Origin of the sequence: Methylocaldum sp., from assembly GCF_035627495.1 — a bacterium.
Lineage (GTDB): Bacteria > Pseudomonadota > Gammaproteobacteria > Methylococcales > Methylococcaceae > Methylocaldum.
This window is the reverse complement of record NZ_DASPLO010000102.1, coordinates 1-16,343: the sequence shown is the minus strand read 5'-3', so window position 1 is coordinate 16,343 and position 16,343 is coordinate 1. Positions and strand designations below refer to the sequence as shown.

The 16,343-nt window shown below is 62.5% G+C and carries 27 protein-coding genes; all 27 read left to right on the top strand.

Annotation, left to right across the window (positions count from 1 at the left end; translation table 11 throughout):
- Positions 1–57: 57 nt before the first annotated feature.
- The 27 genes from VEB01_RS08755 to VEB01_RS08625 all read left to right on the top strand — a co-directional run bounded on the left by VEB01_RS08755 (position 58) and on the right by VEB01_RS08625 (position 15,993).
- On the top strand, positions 58–531 hold the full coding sequence (locus VEB01_RS08755) for a hypothetical protein (RefSeq protein WP_324874635.1): 474 nt from the start codon (positions 58–60) through the stop codon (positions 529–531).
- Positions 528–890, top strand: coding sequence for a helix-turn-helix domain-containing protein (locus VEB01_RS08750; protein WP_324874633.1), 363 nt, complete (start codon positions 528–530; stop codon positions 888–890). The genes VEB01_RS08755 and VEB01_RS08750 overlap by 4 nt, the downstream gene beginning before the upstream one ends.
- Positions 891–892: 2 nt before the next feature.
- A complete protein-coding gene (locus tag VEB01_RS08745; protein WP_324874631.1) occupies positions 893–1,861 on the top strand; it encodes a hypothetical protein in 969 nt (322 codons plus the stop codon).
- Positions 1,862–1,863: 2 nt separating this feature from the next.
- Entirely contained in the window at positions 1,864–3,642 is a 1,779-nt protein-coding gene (locus VEB01_RS08740; protein WP_324874629.1) for a hypothetical protein, read from the top strand.
- A 13-nt stretch (positions 3,643–3,655) separates the two neighbouring features.
- Positions 3,656–4,036 carry an HU family DNA-binding protein gene (locus VEB01_RS08735; protein WP_324874628.1) on the top strand — a complete coding sequence of 127 codons (381 nt, stop codon included), beginning with the start codon at positions 3,656–3,658 and terminating at the stop codon, positions 4,034–4,036.
- Positions 4,037–4,042: 6 nt separating this feature from the next.
- Complete coding sequence (locus tag VEB01_RS08730; protein WP_324874627.1) at positions 4,043–4,261, top strand: hypothetical protein; 219 nt, start codon at positions 4,043–4,045, stop codon at positions 4,259–4,261.
- Positions 4,251–5,444 carry an AAA family ATPase gene (locus tag VEB01_RS08725; protein ID WP_324874625.1) on the top strand — a complete coding sequence of 398 codons (1,194 nt, stop codon included), beginning with the start codon at positions 4,251–4,253 and terminating at the stop codon, positions 5,442–5,444. Before VEB01_RS08730 ends, VEB01_RS08725 begins: the two co-directional genes overlap by 11 nt.
- A gap of 1 nt (position 5,445) precedes the next feature.
- The gene (locus VEB01_RS08720; RefSeq protein ID WP_324874623.1) at positions 5,446–5,682 is read left to right on the top strand and encodes a hypothetical protein; all 237 of its coding nucleotides are present in this window, start codon (positions 5,446–5,448) and stop codon (positions 5,680–5,682) included.
- A gap of 10 nt (positions 5,683–5,692) precedes the next feature.
- Complete coding sequence (locus VEB01_RS08715) at positions 5,693–6,019, top strand: hypothetical protein (protein ID WP_324874622.1); 327 nt, start codon at positions 5,693–5,695, stop codon at positions 6,017–6,019.
- Entirely contained in the window at positions 6,016–6,189 is a 174-nt protein-coding gene (locus VEB01_RS08710) for a hypothetical protein (RefSeq protein ID WP_324874620.1), read from the top strand. Before VEB01_RS08715 ends, VEB01_RS08710 begins: the two co-directional genes overlap by 4 nt.
- Positions 6,186–6,698: a hypothetical protein gene (locus VEB01_RS08705; protein ID WP_324874618.1), complete on the top strand. Its 513-nt coding sequence runs from the start codon at positions 6,186–6,188 to the stop codon at positions 6,696–6,698. The genes VEB01_RS08710 and VEB01_RS08705 overlap by 4 nt, the downstream gene beginning before the upstream one ends.
- A gap of 71 nt (positions 6,699–6,769) precedes the next feature.
- Positions 6,770–7,423 (top strand): DUF3164 family protein, encoded by a 654-nt coding sequence (locus VEB01_RS08700; RefSeq protein WP_324874616.1) that lies wholly within the window; start codon positions 6,770–6,772, stop codon positions 7,421–7,423.
- Between the two features lie 14 nt (positions 7,424–7,437).
- Positions 7,438–7,842 (top strand): tropomyosin, encoded by a 405-nt coding sequence (locus VEB01_RS08695; protein WP_324874614.1) that lies wholly within the window; start codon positions 7,438–7,440, stop codon positions 7,840–7,842.
- Positions 7,839–8,297, top strand: a complete 459-nt coding sequence (locus VEB01_RS08690) for a gp16 family protein (RefSeq protein ID WP_324874612.1) — start codon at positions 7,839–7,841, stop codon at positions 8,295–8,297. The genes VEB01_RS08695 and VEB01_RS08690 overlap by 4 nt, the downstream gene beginning before the upstream one ends.
- The gene (locus VEB01_RS08685) at positions 8,294–8,497 is read left to right on the top strand and encodes a hypothetical protein (RefSeq protein ID WP_324874610.1); all 204 of its coding nucleotides are present in this window, start codon (positions 8,294–8,296) and stop codon (positions 8,495–8,497) included. Before VEB01_RS08690 ends, VEB01_RS08685 begins: the two co-directional genes overlap by 4 nt.
- Positions 8,490–8,891 (top strand): Mor transcription activator family protein, encoded by a 402-nt coding sequence (locus tag VEB01_RS08680; protein ID WP_324874608.1) that lies wholly within the window; start codon positions 8,490–8,492, stop codon positions 8,889–8,891. Before VEB01_RS08685 ends, VEB01_RS08680 begins: the two co-directional genes overlap by 8 nt.
- 48 nt (positions 8,892–8,939) lie before the next feature.
- Positions 8,940–9,425, top strand: a complete 486-nt coding sequence (locus tag VEB01_RS08675; protein ID WP_324874606.1) for an N-acetylmuramoyl-L-alanine amidase — start codon at positions 8,940–8,942, stop codon at positions 9,423–9,425.
- Entirely contained in the window at positions 9,422–9,616 is a 195-nt protein-coding gene (locus VEB01_RS08670; RefSeq protein ID WP_324874604.1) for a hypothetical protein, read from the top strand. Before VEB01_RS08675 ends, VEB01_RS08670 begins: the two co-directional genes overlap by 4 nt.
- An 80-nt stretch (positions 9,617–9,696) precedes the next feature.
- The gene (locus tag VEB01_RS08665) at positions 9,697–10,122 is read left to right on the top strand and encodes a hypothetical protein (protein ID WP_324874602.1); all 426 of its coding nucleotides are present in this window, start codon (positions 9,697–9,699) and stop codon (positions 10,120–10,122) included.
- 157 nt (positions 10,123–10,279) lie between these two features.
- Positions 10,280–10,606 carry a hypothetical protein gene (locus VEB01_RS08660; protein WP_324874600.1) on the top strand — a complete coding sequence of 109 codons (327 nt, stop codon included), beginning with the start codon at positions 10,280–10,282 and terminating at the stop codon, positions 10,604–10,606.
- Positions 10,607–10,624: 18 nt separating this feature from the next.
- Entirely contained in the window at positions 10,625–10,858 is a 234-nt protein-coding gene (locus VEB01_RS08655; protein ID WP_324874598.1) for a TraR/DksA C4-type zinc finger protein, read from the top strand.
- Entirely contained in the window at positions 10,855–11,259 is a 405-nt protein-coding gene (locus VEB01_RS08650; RefSeq protein WP_324874597.1) for a hypothetical protein, read from the top strand. Before VEB01_RS08655 ends, VEB01_RS08650 begins: the two co-directional genes overlap by 4 nt.
- Positions 11,256–11,567: a hypothetical protein gene (locus VEB01_RS08645; protein ID WP_324874595.1), complete on the top strand. Its 312-nt coding sequence runs from the start codon at positions 11,256–11,258 to the stop codon at positions 11,565–11,567. Before VEB01_RS08650 ends, VEB01_RS08645 begins: the two co-directional genes overlap by 4 nt.
- Before the next feature lie 18 nt (positions 11,568–11,585).
- Positions 11,586–12,107, top strand: a complete 522-nt coding sequence (locus VEB01_RS08640; RefSeq protein ID WP_324874593.1) for a DUF3486 family protein — start codon at positions 11,586–11,588, stop codon at positions 12,105–12,107.
- Positions 12,104–13,636, top strand: a complete 1,533-nt coding sequence (locus VEB01_RS08635) for a hypothetical protein (RefSeq protein WP_324874591.1) — start codon at positions 12,104–12,106, stop codon at positions 13,634–13,636. The genes VEB01_RS08640 and VEB01_RS08635 overlap by 4 nt, the downstream gene beginning before the upstream one ends.
- Positions 13,637–13,648: 12 nt before the next feature.
- Positions 13,649–15,091: a hypothetical protein gene (locus tag VEB01_RS08630; RefSeq protein WP_324874589.1), complete on the top strand. Its 1,443-nt coding sequence runs from the start codon at positions 13,649–13,651 to the stop codon at positions 15,089–15,091.
- On the top strand, positions 15,088–15,993 hold the full coding sequence (locus tag VEB01_RS08625; RefSeq protein WP_324874587.1) for a phage minor head protein: 906 nt from the start codon (positions 15,088–15,090) through the stop codon (positions 15,991–15,993). The genes VEB01_RS08630 and VEB01_RS08625 overlap by 4 nt, the downstream gene beginning before the upstream one ends.
- The last annotated feature ends 350 nt before the right edge of the window (positions 15,994–16,343 follow it).

Below are 16,343 nucleotides of genomic sequence, written 5' to 3'. Positions count from 1 at the left end.
GCATAGAGCGAAATTAGGATTTTGTTTGGAAAGGACTCCGGGAGGTCATTTCCGAACATGAGCCGGAATTGGAAACGCATCCAACCGACCAGCCTCTTGCACGCCTTGAGGCTCTCTAAAGACTACGCCCGCGAGAAACACAACCGCTCGGTGGAGCGGATCGCCGACCTGATCGGCGTCTCGCCGGATCTCCTCTACAAGTGGCTCGGCAACGGCCGCATGCCGGCGAGCCTGATCCCGGCCTACGAAATGGCCTGCGGCATCGATTACGTGAGCCACTGGCTGGCGGTCTCCGGCGGCAAGCTGGTGATCGACATCCCCACGGGCAAGGCTGCCAAACCCGGCGACATCCACGAACTGCAGGAACTGCTGAATGCCGCGACCGGCAACCTGCTCCGGTTCTACGGCGGCAAGGCCGAGGCAGCGGAGACCCTGTCCGCCATTCAGAGCGCGATGGAGGGCCTGGCCCTGCACCGCGGCAACGTGGCGAAACACGCGCAACCCGAACTCGATTTTGGAGGTGATGAATGAGCAAAACCCTAACGGTCGAGGCGGGCGAGAAGGTCCTGGACGTGCTCCGGGTCCTGGAGCGCAACTTTATCCACGGCTACAGCCCGACGGAGCTGGCCAAAGCCACCGGATTTCCGGCTAGCGCAATCACGCGCTACGTCGCGACGCTGGAGGCCAAAGGTTATGCGGAGCGGATTCCGGAGACCGGGCGAATTCGGATCAGCCACCGCCTAGCCCAGGTTTCGATTCAGATCATGAATTCGCTCGATGCGGCCGCGGCGCGGATCGAGGAATCCCGGCAACGGATTACCCGGATGACCGGTGGCATTAGCTCATTCGAGCAAGCTAAACAACGCGTGATGACCCAACTAGGAGACTGAACATGTCGAGAAAGCCCACTGAGACCGAGCTGGACGAACACGTGGTAACGGACGCCGGCAACGAGTTGGCGCACGTGTCCAGGGAATACACCGCGCTGACTCACGAGATCGACGAACGCTTTGGCGACATCATTCCGTACCAGCGCGATCGAGTCATCCAAGAGACTCGATTCTATCTCGCTCAATCCGCGGAGACCTTGCTTGAAGCCGGCAGGCGGCTCGTTCAGCTAAAAGAGCACGAGCCGCATGGGGATTGGCTCAATACGCTCGATCAGATCGGGATCCACCCAAGGGCTGCGCAGAGATTGATGGCGGCAGCGGTAAAGCTGGCAAATACGACGCTGGTGTCGCGCTTGAAATCGCCATCCAAAACCAAGCTCATCGAATTAGCGACCCTTGACGACGATGAAATCCAAGAGCTGGGCGAAGGCGGAACCGTCCGCGGCCTGAAGCTGGATGAAATAGATCGCATGTCGCCCACCGAGCTCCGCGCCGCATTGCGCAAAGCCAAGACCGATAACCAGAAGCAACTCGCTGACCTCAAAGGTGACCTCGACGCCAAAGCCAAGCTGATCGCGGCCAAGAACGAGAAGATCGACGAACTCTCCACCAAGCTGGACAAGCGCCAGTACGCCGAGCCCGAGGACCACACCTCGCGCTACGTCCTGGACCTGCAGAACGAAGCACTCGCCATCGCGGTGAAGATCCAAACCGGCCTGATGGCCCGCATCGTCGCCGTTTTGGATGTACACACGCCCGAGCAGCAAGAGCACGCCCGGCTGCTGGTCGCCCAGGCTTTAGGTCAAATCGTCTCCATGGCGCGGATGGTGGGCAAGGACGTCGACGTGCTGCCTGCCGAAGATGGTGTCTCGCTCTTCCGCGAAGCGGCCGGCGACGACGACCGCGAGATCTGGGCGAAGATCAACGCCGATCTCGCGGAACAGAACGCCCAAGCCGGTACGGTGAACTGATCATGGACCTGCACCGCCTCCGCGTCGCCGACCGTTACGCCAAGCGCCTGGCCGAGACGCCGCACAGCGAGAAGGGGCCGGTCGTCGAAGCCGGCGCCGCCGAACTCGGCCTATCGAAACCGGCGTTCTACCGGCTGCTGCAGCGGGTGACCGTGAGCGACCGAAAGAAGCGCGCGGACCGTGGCGACTACGAACTGCCGCGCGCCGAAGCGGACACGGTCAGCGCCTACCTGATGGAGGGTTACCGGCTCAACGAGAAACGCGGGCGCACCCTGGAAACGGCGGTGGACGTGTTGCGGGCCAACGGCGAGATCCGCGCGGAGCGGCTGGACGTCGTGACCGGCGAAATCCGGCCCTTATCCTATTCAGCGATCGCCCGCGCCCTTCGCGGCTACGGGGTGCACCCGGAGCAGCTCCGCCGGCCGACGCCGCACCAATCGCTCAGGAGCCTCCACCCGAACCATGTCTGGCAGGTGGACGGCTCGGTCTGCGTGCTCTATTACCTGCCGGGCGGCGGGGCGGTGATCGAGGAACTCGACCCGGCCGTGCACTACAAGAACAAGCCGCACAACCTCAAGGCGATCGAGGAAAAGCGCGTCATTCGCTACGTGCTGACCGACCACGCCACCAATGTGATCCGCTGGCGCTATTACCCGCACGCCGAGACCGCCGAGCACACCGTCCGGTTCCTGGCCTGGGCTATGGCGCCCAAGGCCAGCCCGAGCGACCCGTTCCACGGCCGGCCGGCCATTCTGATGGTCGACCCCGGCGCCACGGCCGGCGGACTGGTCAAGCGCTTCTGCACCCGGCTCGGCATCCACCTGATCGTCAACAAGCGGCGCAACGCCAGGGCCAAGGGCAGCGTCGAAGGTGCTCAGAACCGCGTCGAAATGGCCTTCGAGCACGGCCTCCGCGATCAGCGCTCCGCGATCCGGAGCTTCGAGCAGCTCAACCAGGCGGCCGAGGTGTTCCAGCTCTGGTGGAACGCCACCAAGCCCCACACCCGCCACGGCATGACCCGGTTCGACGCCTGGATGCACATCCGCCAGCACGAGCTGATCAAGACCCAGCCCGAGTCGGTGCTGCTTTCCCTGGCGACCGACGAGCCGCAGAAGCGCAAGGTGAGCGGCGACCTGACCGCCGAGTTCAAGGGCCGCACCTGGAGCGTCAAGGACGTGCCGGGCGTCATGGTCCGGGGCGACGTTTTCCTGCACTGGCACCCGTTCGAGGACTGCGCCATGGCGGTGGTGACGGACGCCGACGGGCACGAGCGGCACATCGAGCTGCTGGACGTGACCGGCACGGTCGACCCGCTCAATGGCGAATGGGGATTTAGGACCAACACCGCGACCATCGGCGAAGAGTTCAAGTCGCCCGGCGACACCGAGACCGACCAAAACCGCAAGCGCATTTCGATGCGGGCCAGCGGCGCGAAGACCCTGGAGGCCGATGAAAAGGCGCGGGACCGAAAGGATTTTCAATCTTTCGCCGGCCGGATCGACCCCTACAAGGAAGCCAAGGAAACCGAGCTCCCGGCCTACCTCGCGAAGCGCGGCACCGATTTGCAAATCGCCGCGCCCACGGTCGAGCTGATCCCGCTCAACCATGTGCAAGCGGCCAAGTGGCTGCGCGCGCGGCTGGGCGTGGAGTGGCGGCCGGAGCATCTCCAACAGATTCAACGGGAGTACCCGGAGGGTGTCCCCGAAACCGAACTGCCCGCTCTGGCCGAGCGCCTGAGCCGGGGAGAAGCCCGCCAGCCGAAGCTGGCGATCGTGAAGTAAAGGAGGTTAGACGATGACGAAAGACGAATTGGTTAAGGCCGTGGCTCACGAATTGAAGGGCAGCGTGCCGGCGGAAACCGTGGAGCAGGTCGTGAATGCCGTCGGCAAGGTGGCGTCGGAATCATTCGAGGCCGGCGAAAACATCGAGATCCTGGGGCTGGGAATGGACGCCATCGGCTGGGCGCTGCGCCAGGTTCGGACCGAACTGCAAAAGTCGATCGCCACATTTCCCGAGTTACACAGCCTGCACGAGGGCTACGCACTGATCCAGGAGGAGCTCGACGACCTCTGGGACGAAGTGAAGGTGGACGATGAGACCTCGGCCGTGGATGAAGCCCTCCAGGTCGCGGCGGTGGCCGTCCGGTTTGCAGTGGAACTGGGGCTGGAAGACTAAGCGCCCATGGACGTCATCATCAAACTGCGCGACGACCCGCTGGCGGAGAACCCGGACAACGTGGCCGTCGAGGTCGAGTTCGAGCCGGCGCTGTCGGAGCAGGACACCGTTTCGCCCGCGGCGGCGCTGGCCACCCGCTTCGTCGAGTCCATCTGGCAGATCAACGACACGGCCCGCCGGCACGTCCTCGCGACAACGCCGGGGAGGAAACGGCATGGCCATTAAGTTGAAAGCCGTCCTCGCCGAGCACGGCATTAGCCTCGCGGAGCTGGCGCGGGCGATCGACGTGAGCCGGTCGACGCTGTCGCTGATCTGCAATCACGGGCGATGGCCGAAGACGCCGGGCACGGCGGTGCTGGTGGACCGAATCATGGATGAATTGAAAGCCCGCCTGGGGCACGAGGATTGGGATGCGGGCGGGCTGTTCGAAGAGGTGGCTGACGAGCGGTGCAACGCCCGCCAGCCGGTTGACATCGCTCCGGCAAAGACCGGGGCCATATCTGAGGAAGATTCTATGTTACTGCGAAAACAAGGGCTGACACCAGCCGCGAAAAAGCACTTCGGTCTGTTCCGCGATCCCTTCGCGGACGACGTGCAGGAAACCGACGACGTGTTCGTCTCGCCCGACATCCGCTACGTGCGGGAAGCCATGTTCCAGACCGCGAAGCACGGCGGCTTTCTGGCCGTGTGCGGGGAATCGGGCGCGGGCAAATCGACCCTGGCGGACGATATCGAGGACCGGATCGTCCGGGAGGAGTTGTCGATTACCCTCATCCGCCCCTACGTGGTGGGAATGGAGGGCGACGACACCAAGGGCAAGCGCCTCAAGGCCGGGGCCATCCTCGACGCGATCCTGCGGAAGGTCGCGCCCTCGTCGCCCAGGCCCTCGGATCTCCAGAACAAGACAGCGCGTGCGCACGATGCCCTGATCGCCTCGCACCAGGCCGGGAACCGGCATTGCCTGATCCTGGATGAGGCCCACCGGCTGGCGCCGCCGACCCTGAAGCATCTGAAAGGCTTTTACGAGCTGAAGCTCGGGCACGCGAAGCTCTTATCGATCATCCTGATCGGCCAGCCGGAATTGCGCATGCGTCTGGACGAGCGCAACCCGGAGCTGCGCGAAGTCACGCAGCGCTGCGAGGTGGTGGAGCTGCCGCCCTTGGATGCCCGGCTGGAGGACTATGTCGCGTTCAAGCTCCGCCGGATCGGCAAGGACCCGGCCGAGGTGTTCGAGCCGGACGCCTTGGACGCGGTGCGCGCGCGGCTCACCCTCACCCAGCAAAACCGCAGGGACCGGCTAAGCCTCCTCTACCCACTGGCCGTCAACAACCTGATCACCGGCAGCCTCAACCTCGCCGCCGAGCTCGGCGCGCCCAAAGTCGGCGCGGACCTGGTTAAGGAGGTCTGACATGCAACTGGTATTCGACAACAAAAACATCCCGCTCGACGGTGTCCAAGTGGCGGCATCTCCCACCAGCGGGACGGTGCTGATAGTACTCATGGGGAAAACCCGCCTGCCGGTCGGCGCGATTGAGCTATTGCCGGAAAAGGCGCTGGAGATCGGGCGGCTGCTGCTTTCGGCGGCGACTATTCCGGCGGCGGTCTTGGCGCAAGCTCAGGCCGACGTTAAAGCCAAGATGAACTAAGGGGTGTGAGATGAAGAAAAACATCATCGACAAAAATAGAAATCTCGCCCGCGCCATGCGCCTTGCGGCGGATGCGGCGGAGGATCTCGCCGCGCGCGGCATCGAGGTGATGACTGTTTCGTGCCTCGGACGGCTACCGGTGCTGACGCTCAACTGGTCGCCGGCCTGCCGGAAACTCGGTGGGGAGTGGATCGGCCGCGGCGGAAACGGCGTAGAACGCTACGTCTTAAGGTCGGCGCCGTATCACGGCTGCAAGGTGCAGTGGCGCGAGCCAGACAACCGCGCTCGCCCAGCCACCGGCTTTTTAGGACTCGGCCAACTGAGGGCAAACCCATGATCGCGATCGGCATCCTGATTATTTTGAGCATTGGTATCTTCATCGGCTTTGTGTTGAGCGGGGTGTTAGGCCGGTGGCAGAACGAGCCGGAGCCGGACGAGCATGAACTGGTCGCGGACACCATCGAGGAGATTTCGGATGACGACTATTACCCTTTGGCGAAACGATGAAGCTGACCTGTCCATCCTGCGGGGCGCTGATGAGCCTGGACATCGTGGTAGCCCACGACGGCGCGCGGGAGGCGGTGCAGATTGCACTGCAGCTCCCGGCACCGCTCGGGAAACTGCTGATCCAGTACATCGCATTGTTCCGCCCGAAAACCCGCCAGCTTTCCCTGGACCGGCTGGCCACGCTGCTTGGGGAGCTGCTGCCGCAGATCAAGGACGCGCAGATCAACCGGGACGGCCGCATCTGGCCGGCCCCGCAGGAAGTGTGGGCGGCCGCCCTGGAGGAAATCCAGAACCGCCACGCCAAAAAGCCGCTCAGCCTGCCGCTCAAAAGCCACGGTTATCTCCTGGAGATCATCGTAGGGATCGGGGAGAAAGCGGTGGCCAAGGCCGAAGCTATGCGCGAGGAACAGCGCCAGCACCGGGCGGAAGGTCAACGCACCGGCGCGCCGATCTCCGCCGCGGATGCCGCCGGCAAGGTGGCCGCAGCGCGAGCGGCGCTTCGGAAATGACCTAACCCAAATGGTGGGTTACGCCTGCCGGCTAACCCACCCTACATACGAATTTAACGAGAGAGACCACCATGACCGAAAACGCCTATCCCTATCTGACCGATCCGCACCCGGCCGCGGCGATCCCGCCCGGCTACCGCGCGAACAGCGCTGGCCACCTGGTTCCGGAAGAGCAAGTCTCCGAGCTCGACAAAGTGAAGGACAGCCTGGTGAAGGAGCTGGTCAGCCGCGCCAAGCGCGTCCAGGAGCTGCTCAAGGGTTTCAAGCACGGCGCCACGGCCGATGTGGAAGCGTTCGTGCAGCTCGCCGCGGAGCAGTACAACGCGAAGATCGGCGGGACCAAGGGCAACATCCAGCTCCTCTCGTTCGACGGCCGCCACAAGGTGGAGATCAACGTCGCCGACCAGATGATTTTCGACGAGAAGATGCACGCAGCGAAGGCGCTGATCGATCAGTGCATCCACAAATGGTCTGCGGGCAGCCGCTCGGAAATCAAGGCCCTGGTGGAGCACGCCTTCCAGACCGACAAGCGCGGCCGCATCAACTACTCGCGCATCGTCACCCTGATGCGCCTGTCGATCGACGATCCCAACTGGCAGAACGCGATGCAGGCGCTGAAGGATTCGCACCAGGTGGTGGGAAGTAAAGCGTATATCCGGCTGTACGAGCGCACGGCGCCCGATCAGCCGTATAGCCAGATCGCGCTGGATATGGCGGCGCTGTGAGATCGTGAGTTCCGATGGAAATTAATTCCAACATTATCGACTTCGCCGAAGCCAAGCCGCGCCGGATGTTCCGGATGGTCGGGCTCAAGCGCGCGCTGTCCTGCGCCCATTGGCAACTAGTGATCGATGAGCGGAGCCGGACGCTGGCCTGCAAGGACTGCGGATCGATCATCGAACCGTTTAACTGGCTTTTGAATGTGGCGCGCCGGGCGGACAGCTTCGACACGCAGCACCGCGCGCTGCGTGTCGAGATCGAACGGGCGAAGAAGACGCTGGACGCCGTGCACAGGGAACTCCGCAAAGCGGAGCGCAGGCGGGACGGCTTGAAACAGGAAGTCGCGGAGCTCTCGAAGCAGCTCAGGATCGAGTTCGGGCTGCCCGAGGTGGAACTGCAACGGATTAAGGAGCGGTTGAGATGAGCGCAGACGACCGCGCTCGATTGATCCGGCTGATCCACATCGGCAAGGGCCAGCTCCGGCTGGAGGACGAGGTCTATCGCGAGATGCTCCGATCGACCACCGGCCTAACTTCTACCACCGAAATGCGCGTCCACCAGCTGGAGGACGTGCTCGCGCGGATGAAGAGCCTGGGCTTCAAGGTCCGGGTACCGAAAGCCAAGGGCGAGCAACGCCGATTGGCCCACGCGCCGCAGGACCGGAAGATCCGGGCGCTGTGGCTGGCGCTGCACGAGGCGGGCGCGGTGCGCGATCCGTCCGAAGCGGCGCTCAATGCCTGGGTCAAGCGCGAGACCGGCATCGAGGCGTTGCAGTGGGCGGACGAGAAACAGGCGGCCAAGCTGATCGATAAGCTGAAGCAGTGGGCGAAGCGCCTGGAGAAACCCGTTAACCCGCAAACCGACAGGCATCAACCATGAGATCGACCCGAGACGCCCTGCACCGAAAAATCGAACGCCTCGAGGCGGATGTAAAACGGCTGCGAGACATGGCTATCCCGGACTACTACAAGCTGTCGCCGCTAATGCTCAAAGACCGGGTTATCGCGCGCAATCAGTGGATCCACGAAGCGCTCGCCGAGACCGACGATATCGATGGAATTGACCAGGCCGATGGATAACGCTCTGCTGCCGCCGATCGTGCAGGAGTTCGTCGAAGTCGCCGGCCTGGAGGCGGCGCTCGCGCTCGTGAATGCCTACGGCGGCACGCGGCTCTGGTTTCCCTCGAATCCGGAGCCGGACCATCATTTGATCAAGACCCTCGGCGAGGCCGGCTATACCCTGTGCGCCCGGTTCGCCCTGGAGTGGCTGGATATCCCCAAATGCGAGCGGGCATTGCGCGCCGTCCGGGATGCCGCTATCGTAGAAGCGCTCCGGGAGGGCCGCACCCAAGCGGACGTCGCCCGCGAATACGGACTCACCTGGCGACAGGTGGCCAACATCGCCGCCCGGTACCGGGACGAAGAGCCCGATTCTCAACCCGATTTGTTCGGGTTGCTCGAAAATCCCCGCTGAAACGCTTCATCTGCCCCCGGCTTCCCCGTCCCCCTAATCTGTCCCTCCATGTGGCGGGACAAATCCAAAATCACACACCTCATCATCCATTGCGCGGCAACGCCCAATGGGCGGCATTTTACGGCCGAGGATATCGACCGCTGGCATAAGGAGCGCGGCTTTCGGCGCGATCCGGCCGATATCGGCCACCACGAGCCGCGGCTCCGGCATATCGGCTACCACTATGTGATCTACACCAACGGCGCGGTGCGGAACGGCCGGTCCGAATCCGAGGTGGGCGCACATTGCCAGGGGATGAACACTGTATCGATCGGCGTCTGTCTGATCGGCACCGACCGGTTTACCCGCCATCAATGGGAGTCGCTCCGCGCGCACGTCCAGGCAATCCAAAAGCGTCATCCCGGCATTCAAATCTGCGGCCACCGCCAATTCGCCAAGAAAATTTGCCCCGGCTTCGACGTACCGGCCTGGCTGGGCGGCGAAATGGAGCCTCTGGCCAATCATCTGTGTGACATCCAACTGGAGAGATCATGAGCGCAAAACAGTATGTCGTAGCTGCCGAACTCGCTACCGGCGAGCTTTTGATAACCAAGGGTGACGCTAAGCCGTTGGCCCAAGCGTTGGATACCGCACGTATTTTGAATCAGACGACGTTTTCACCTATTCCGGCCGGCGGACTGACCGAATGGTTTTGCCGCGAGGGTTGGAAGCGATATCGGCGTTAACCCGTTCTCGGCTCGATCGGGCGCTTTGGGTGCGGCGCCGTGAGATCGAGATATCAACGGCACCTAAATTCGGAGGATCTATGTCAAAACTCTCTCGTGTTCGCATCTCCCTGCTCGGGGCGATCGGCTTTTTGGTGATCGGGACGATCGGCCTGATGTCCGGCTGCAGCGCCGTCAACCAGGTGCAGGGCTATTTGGGCGAGGCGGTGACGCTGTACTGCTCGCAGCCGGCGGATCAGCGGGCCGGCATCCGCAGCGCCGTCAATGCCAAGGCGTTCCCGAACGCCGTCAAGATCGATTGCGCACAGGATCAAGCCGCGCCCGCTCCATCTACTACCCCAGCTCCAGGCGGCACGCCGCCGGATGGCCCCGCGGCGTTGCTGGATAGGCGGGCACCCAGTATACCCACCGGCGTTCACGTGGCCGACGGCAGACCGCCGGGATCTGACTGCATGGCCTGCCATCAGTCCGACCCCGGCGACGACCCTGGACCGGTGCCGGCGTAACGAATACCCGATCGGCCGATGCTCGGGTGTGGGTTAGGTCCTCGGTATCCGACTAAACCGGGGGTACGTAGCCTCTGTCGGCACCCGCGGCTAGACACTAGCGCCCCCCGCCGGGGAGTTCCCCGGCGGGCTGGGCTGAATCCAACATGAGACATCCATGATGGTTCCTCTCTCTCCGGACGAAAAGTTGGCGGCTCGAAGGCACCTCCTGAACGGCGGTGCGCTCTGCGGCAAACGCACCTATCTGCTCGGCGGCCTCACGGCCGTTTCGGCGTTGATTCTATGGCTGACCGGCGATATGGCGCTGGGTGAGGCGGCCAAGCAAATCCTCGAAGGGTTGTCGTTCATCGCACTCCGCGCGGGGATGGGTACCGCCGGCCCGCCGGCCACCCTGGAAGCGGTCGAGGTCGACGAATCGCAACTGCGCGCCGTCGTCGCCGAGACGCTGCGGCAGATTCAGGACCCGGAAAAACCCTCGCCGTGATCTGGCTGGAGCCGTTCGATGGATGACGCGGATCGCGCGCAGGCGTACGAGGAGATGGACCGGGCAATTGCTCTCCGGAATTCCCTGGCGGGCGAAGCGTCCGGAGAGGCGCAAATCGTCACGGCCGACGGCGTGGTGTGCTGCGACTGCAGCGCGCCGATCGGCGGCGACCGCCTCGGGATCGTTCCGAAGGCGGTGCGGTGCGTCGGCTGCCAGGAAGTCCGCGAGGCTGAAGAGAAGAGGTATGAATGACTTTGCATATTGAATTTTGGGCACTCCTGACCTTTCTGGCGGGGCTGCTGTTTTCGTTTTTCGCTGCCGTATTCGCAGGCGGCAAGGTACTGCTGGGCCAAGTGGAGAAACGCCTGGACGAACGGTTCAGTGCTCAGGCGCTGGCGCGCGAAGAGGGGCAAAAACATTGGGATACCAAATTTGCCGTCCTTGAAACCGCAGCGGCCAACGAAAACAGGAAGTGGCAACAGGTCGAGCGAGAGCTGCTGCAACTTAAGGCCGAACTGCCTAGGACCTATGTCCAGCGCGAAGACTGGATTCGCTTCGCCGCAGTGATCGATGCCAAGCAAGACGCCCTCAGCGAGAAACTCAACACCTTGAACGTCCGCCTGGAGCGGCTGATCGGAGAACGTGAGCGATGACAACCTTGAACGACAGACTTCAGATGGCGCGGATCAAGATGATCCGTTACCGGGTTTTGAAGACCCTCGAAGCGGGCTATCCCTATCCGGTCGGCGACGGTCTCTTGGCCGACGTATTGACCGATGCCGATTTGCAGGCGTCCCAAGGCGATGTGCGCAAGGCCCTGACCTATTTGAGCGACAAAGGCTATATCGAGCTGACGGAGGGGCGCGAGTTCTGGGAGGGCAAGCTGCTGCCGAAAGGCATCGACTATCTGGAGAACCCGACCATGGAGGATGTCGGGATTACGCGCCCGGCATGTGGGTAAAACAAGGAAAGGCCGTTTATGCCTCCACGTTCCGCCGTTTTACAGTTGCCCGATCCGGTTAAAGCGGAGCTCGACCGGCGCCTGCTCGAAGCGGGGTTTTCCGGTTATGTGGCGCTATCAGAATGGCTAGCCGATCAGGGTTACGAGATCAGCAAGTCAGCCATTCACAAGTACGGCCAGGAGTTCGAGCAGCGTATTTCCGCGCTAAAAGTCGCGACCGAGCAGGCCAAGGCCATCGCCGAGGCCGCGCCGGACGAGGGCAACGCCATGAATGAGGCGCTGATCCGGCTGGTGCAGCAAAAGGCGTTCGACGTGCTGGTCAACCTGAGCGATGAAGACAAGGAGGTCAATCTCAAGGATATCGGCATCATGGTGGCTCGGCTTTCGAATGCCTCGGTGAAGCAGAAGCAGTACCAGGCGGAGGTTCAGGCCAAGGCGAAGTCGGCCGCCGAAAAGGTCGCCTCGGTTGCAAGGCAAGGCGGTCTCTCTGCGGAGGCCGTCGACACGATCCGGCGCGAGATCCTCGGGATCGTGGCATGAGCGCTCCCGCCGTCCTCCTTCCCTATCAGCAAGCCTGGGTAGCCGATCCGAGCCCGGTGAAGCTCGCCGAGAAATCGCGGCGGGTGGGTCTCACCTGGGGCGAAGCGTCCGAAGCCGCGTTGACCGGGGCCTCCAGCCCGAATGCAGGCGGCGACGATACCTGGTACATCGGCTACAACAAAGATATGGCCATGGAGTTCATTGGCGACGTGGCGTTTTGGGCCAAGCATTACCAGCTCGCCGCGGGGGAAATGCAGGAGGAGATTTTCAAGGATGAAGACAAAGACATCCTGACCTTTGTGATTCGTTTCGCGTCCGGGTTCCGTGCAACCGCACTGTCGTCACGGCCCTCGAACCTCCGCGGCAAGCAGGGCGTGGTCATCATTGACGAGGCCGCATTCCACGACGATCTGCCCGGCTTGATGAAGGCGGCGCTGGCGCTCCTGATGTGGGGCGGCAAGGTCCGGGTCATCAGCTCCCACAACGGCGAGCAGAATCCGTTCAACGAACTGGTGCTCGATACCCGGGCGGGCAAAAAGCCGTACAGCTTGCATCGGATCGAGTTCCAGGAAGCGGTGAAACAGGGCCTCTTCAAGCGGATCTGCCTCAAGCTCGGCCGGGGATGGTCGCCCGAGGCGGAGGCGGCCTGGATCGCGGAAACCTACGCCTTTTATGGCGACGATGCCGCGGAAGAATTGGACGTGGTACCGGCGTCCGGATCGGGGGCGTTCCTGACCCGGGCGCTGATCGAAAGCTGCATGGAGGACGGCATTCCGGTGCTGCGCTTCAGCCAGCCGGATTCGTTCACGCTGCAACCCGAGCACATCCGCAAGGCCGAGACGCAGGACTGGTGCGAGGAGCATCTGGCGCCGTTGCTGGCGCAGCTCGATCCGAACGCACAGCATTATTTCGGCGAGGATTTTGGCCGCTCCGGGGATCTGACGGTGATCTGGCCGCTGGCGGAACTCGCCAATCTCAGTTATCGCACGCCATTCGTGGTAGAGCTGCGGAATATCCCGTTCGAGCAGCAAAAACAGATTCTCTTTTATATCGCCGACCGGCTTCCGCGGTTCCGCCACGGCGCGCTCGACGGCCGCGGCAACGGCGAATATCTCGCCGAAGTTGCCTTGCAACGTTATCCCGGCCGTATTACCAAAGTGATGCTGTCCCTGGAGTGGTACCGGGAGAATACGCCCAGGCTCAAGGCGCATTTCGAGGACCGCACCTGGGTGATCCCGAAGCACGCCGACATCCTGACCGATTACCGGGCATTTCGTGTGATCAAGGGCGTGGCCAAGATCGGCGACGATGTGGAGCTGCGCGGCGCCGATGGCAAGAAACGGCACGCGGACTCCGGGATTGCCGGTTTGCTGGCGACGTTCGCCACGGTTCAGGAAGGCCAACCGCCAGCCGGCGAAACGGCCGGCGATGCCGAGCAGGTAAGGGACGCTTATGTCCCCGATGCGTATCGGACCCGCAGCCCGTTGGGTCGACTGGGCCGGATGTTCGCCCGGGTAATAAGGCAGTAGACAGGGGTAACGATGGCATTCACCGATATTCTCGATCGCGTCATAAACGGGTTTTCGGCCTTCCGAGAGGCCGTTTCGACGCCGGCAAAAACCGAATTCCGCGAGGCGGTCGGGGTGACCGTCGACAATGACGAGGATCAATGGCGCCGGCTGACCGGGGACGTCGATCGGGACCTATCGCCCATGACCCAGAAGCGCATGCGGGACATGGCGCTGTATCTCTGGGAGTCCAATCTGCTGGCAAACCGGCTGATCGAGCTTCCCGTGGCCTACTTGCTGGCCGAAGGCGTGCAGCTCACGGTCAAGGATGAAGATAATCAAAAGGTTCTCGATCGGTTCTGGAAGGACCCGATCAACGAGATGGATCTAAAGCTGCCGCAGAAGGTTCGGGAGCTGGCGCTCTACGGCGAGCAGTGTTACCCGACGTTCATCAACGAGATGAACGGTCATATCCGGCTCGGCTATCTGGACCCGGCGCTGATCGAAACGGTGGTGACCGATCCGGACAACCGCTCCCAGGTGATCGGGATCGTGACGGTGAAGGACAAGAAGGGCGTGGCCCGCCGCTACCGCACCATCATCAACGGGCCGGAAGAGGTGTTCGGCGCGCGCACCCAGGAGATCCGCCAGACGTTCAGCGACGGCGAGGCGTTTTATTTTACCATCAACGATCTGTCCAACGGTCGCCGCGGGCGCTCCGACCTCCTGGCGCAAACCGACTGGCTGGACGGCTACGAGCAGTTCTTATTCGGCGAACTGGACCGCGCCAGCTTTATGCGAGCGTTTCTTTGGGATGTGACGCTCACCGGGGCGACACCGGACGAGGTAAAACAGCGGTCAAAGGAGGTTCATCCGCCGCCGCCCGGATCGGTGCGGGTGCACAATGATGCGGAGGTATGGCAAGCCGTTACGCCGGATCTGAAGGCACAGGATTCGAGCGAAAACGCCCGGCTGTTCCGCAACCATGTGCTCGGAGGAGCGACCGTGCCGGAGCATTGGTACGGCGGGGGAGGCGACGTGAACCGGGCGACCGGCGAGAGCATGGGCGAGCCGACCTTTAAGGTACTGTCCATGCGCCAGCGGATGATCAAGTACATCCTGGAATCGATCGGCCGATACGTGCTGCGCCAGAAGGCCATAGCACGCGAGGAAGGTGAGCCCGATTTTTCCGAGGAGGCATGGAACGTGGAGGCAGCCTTCCCAGAGATGACGGCGCGCGATACGACGAAATACGCGGCGGCATTGCAGCAAGTCGTGATGGCTGCTTCGCTCGCGGTCGATCGACAGTTCATCACGGTGGCCACGGCGGTTTCCCTCATTAACGCGATCGCCGGACGGCTCGGTGTCGAGATCGATGCCGAGGCGGAGCTAGAGACCGCGAAGAAGGAGGCCGCGAAAACTGCAGAGGATGATGTGTTTACCGAGCCGCCGGACGATTCAGCCGATAGCCCATGACCGGGAAGGAACGTGATCGGCGCTTCAAAAAGGCCCGGGCGCAGGTGATAAAGGCGCGTACCGGCCTGTTAAAGGGGACGCGGGATGAGATTGTCGCGCTGCTGAACGATGTCGCCGCTCAGATTAAGGCGTTGCTGGCCGGACAGCCGAGCGATTATCAGCAGTGGTATCTACCGCAGCTGCAAAAGGAGATCCAGACGGCGCTGGCGGCCCTGGGCGCGAAATCGGCCGGGGTGATCGCCACGAAATCCGGCGAGGCGTGGGCGCTGGGGCAGGCCATGATCGAAAAACCGCTGGAAGCCGGAGGCATCCGCATCATCGGCGAGCTGCCGATGCTGGATACCAGGCCGCTTGTGGCGATGCGGACGTTCATGACCGACCGGATTCAGGATGTGGCCTCGAGCGCCGCAGCCAAGATCAACGGCGAGCTCGGCTTGGTGGTGATCGGCGGACAGTCGCCCGGCGATGCGATTGCAAATATCACCAAGCTGCTGAAGGAGCAGTCCCGGAGGCGGGCGACGACGATCGTCAGAACCGAAATCGGCCGGGTTTTCGCGACGGCCGCCCACGAACGGCTACAGCAGGCCGGCGACACGGTTCCGGGACTCAAGAAACAATGGCGCCGATCGGGAAAGATTCACTCGCGGCCGCAACACGATGCCGCGGACGGGCAAATCCAGCCGCGTGATCGGCCATTTATCATCGGCGGGCATCAGCTCATGTACCCCCACGATCCCAAGGCGCCCGCCTCGGAAACCATCAATTGCGGCTGTGTGATGCTACCTTTTATGGAGAGCTGGGACGTTTCGATTCCCGGAAAGAAGCCCTTCAGCGAGGAGGAGATCGGGCTGAATCCGACAAAAGCGGATATGGCCACGAGCGGACTTTTAGTGATTGATTAATCGACTTATTGGGAGAAAGACTCCCTTATGTTGGAGCCTGCGGTGACGCCAAGCGCAAAGTATGGGAAGCGTTACAATATTGGCCAAAGTCTCAGAGTCTGAAATTGGCAACAGGAGAGAGATGTCCCGTATCAATGCGCATCTTAGATTAAGGCCCGTCCGTTTCGCATTCATAGTTCGGCCCGATGATGGGAGGCGGGTGCTGGAGATATTCCGGAGTAATGGTCAAATTTTGTGTACGGGGCGGACTCAGGCGGCGATTTTCTCGGCGTCTTCCCGAACTCCGTCCTTGAACACGACTCCCTCGATAACCTGAGCCAAGCGGGGAATGCCATTGAGTTTTCGCCAGT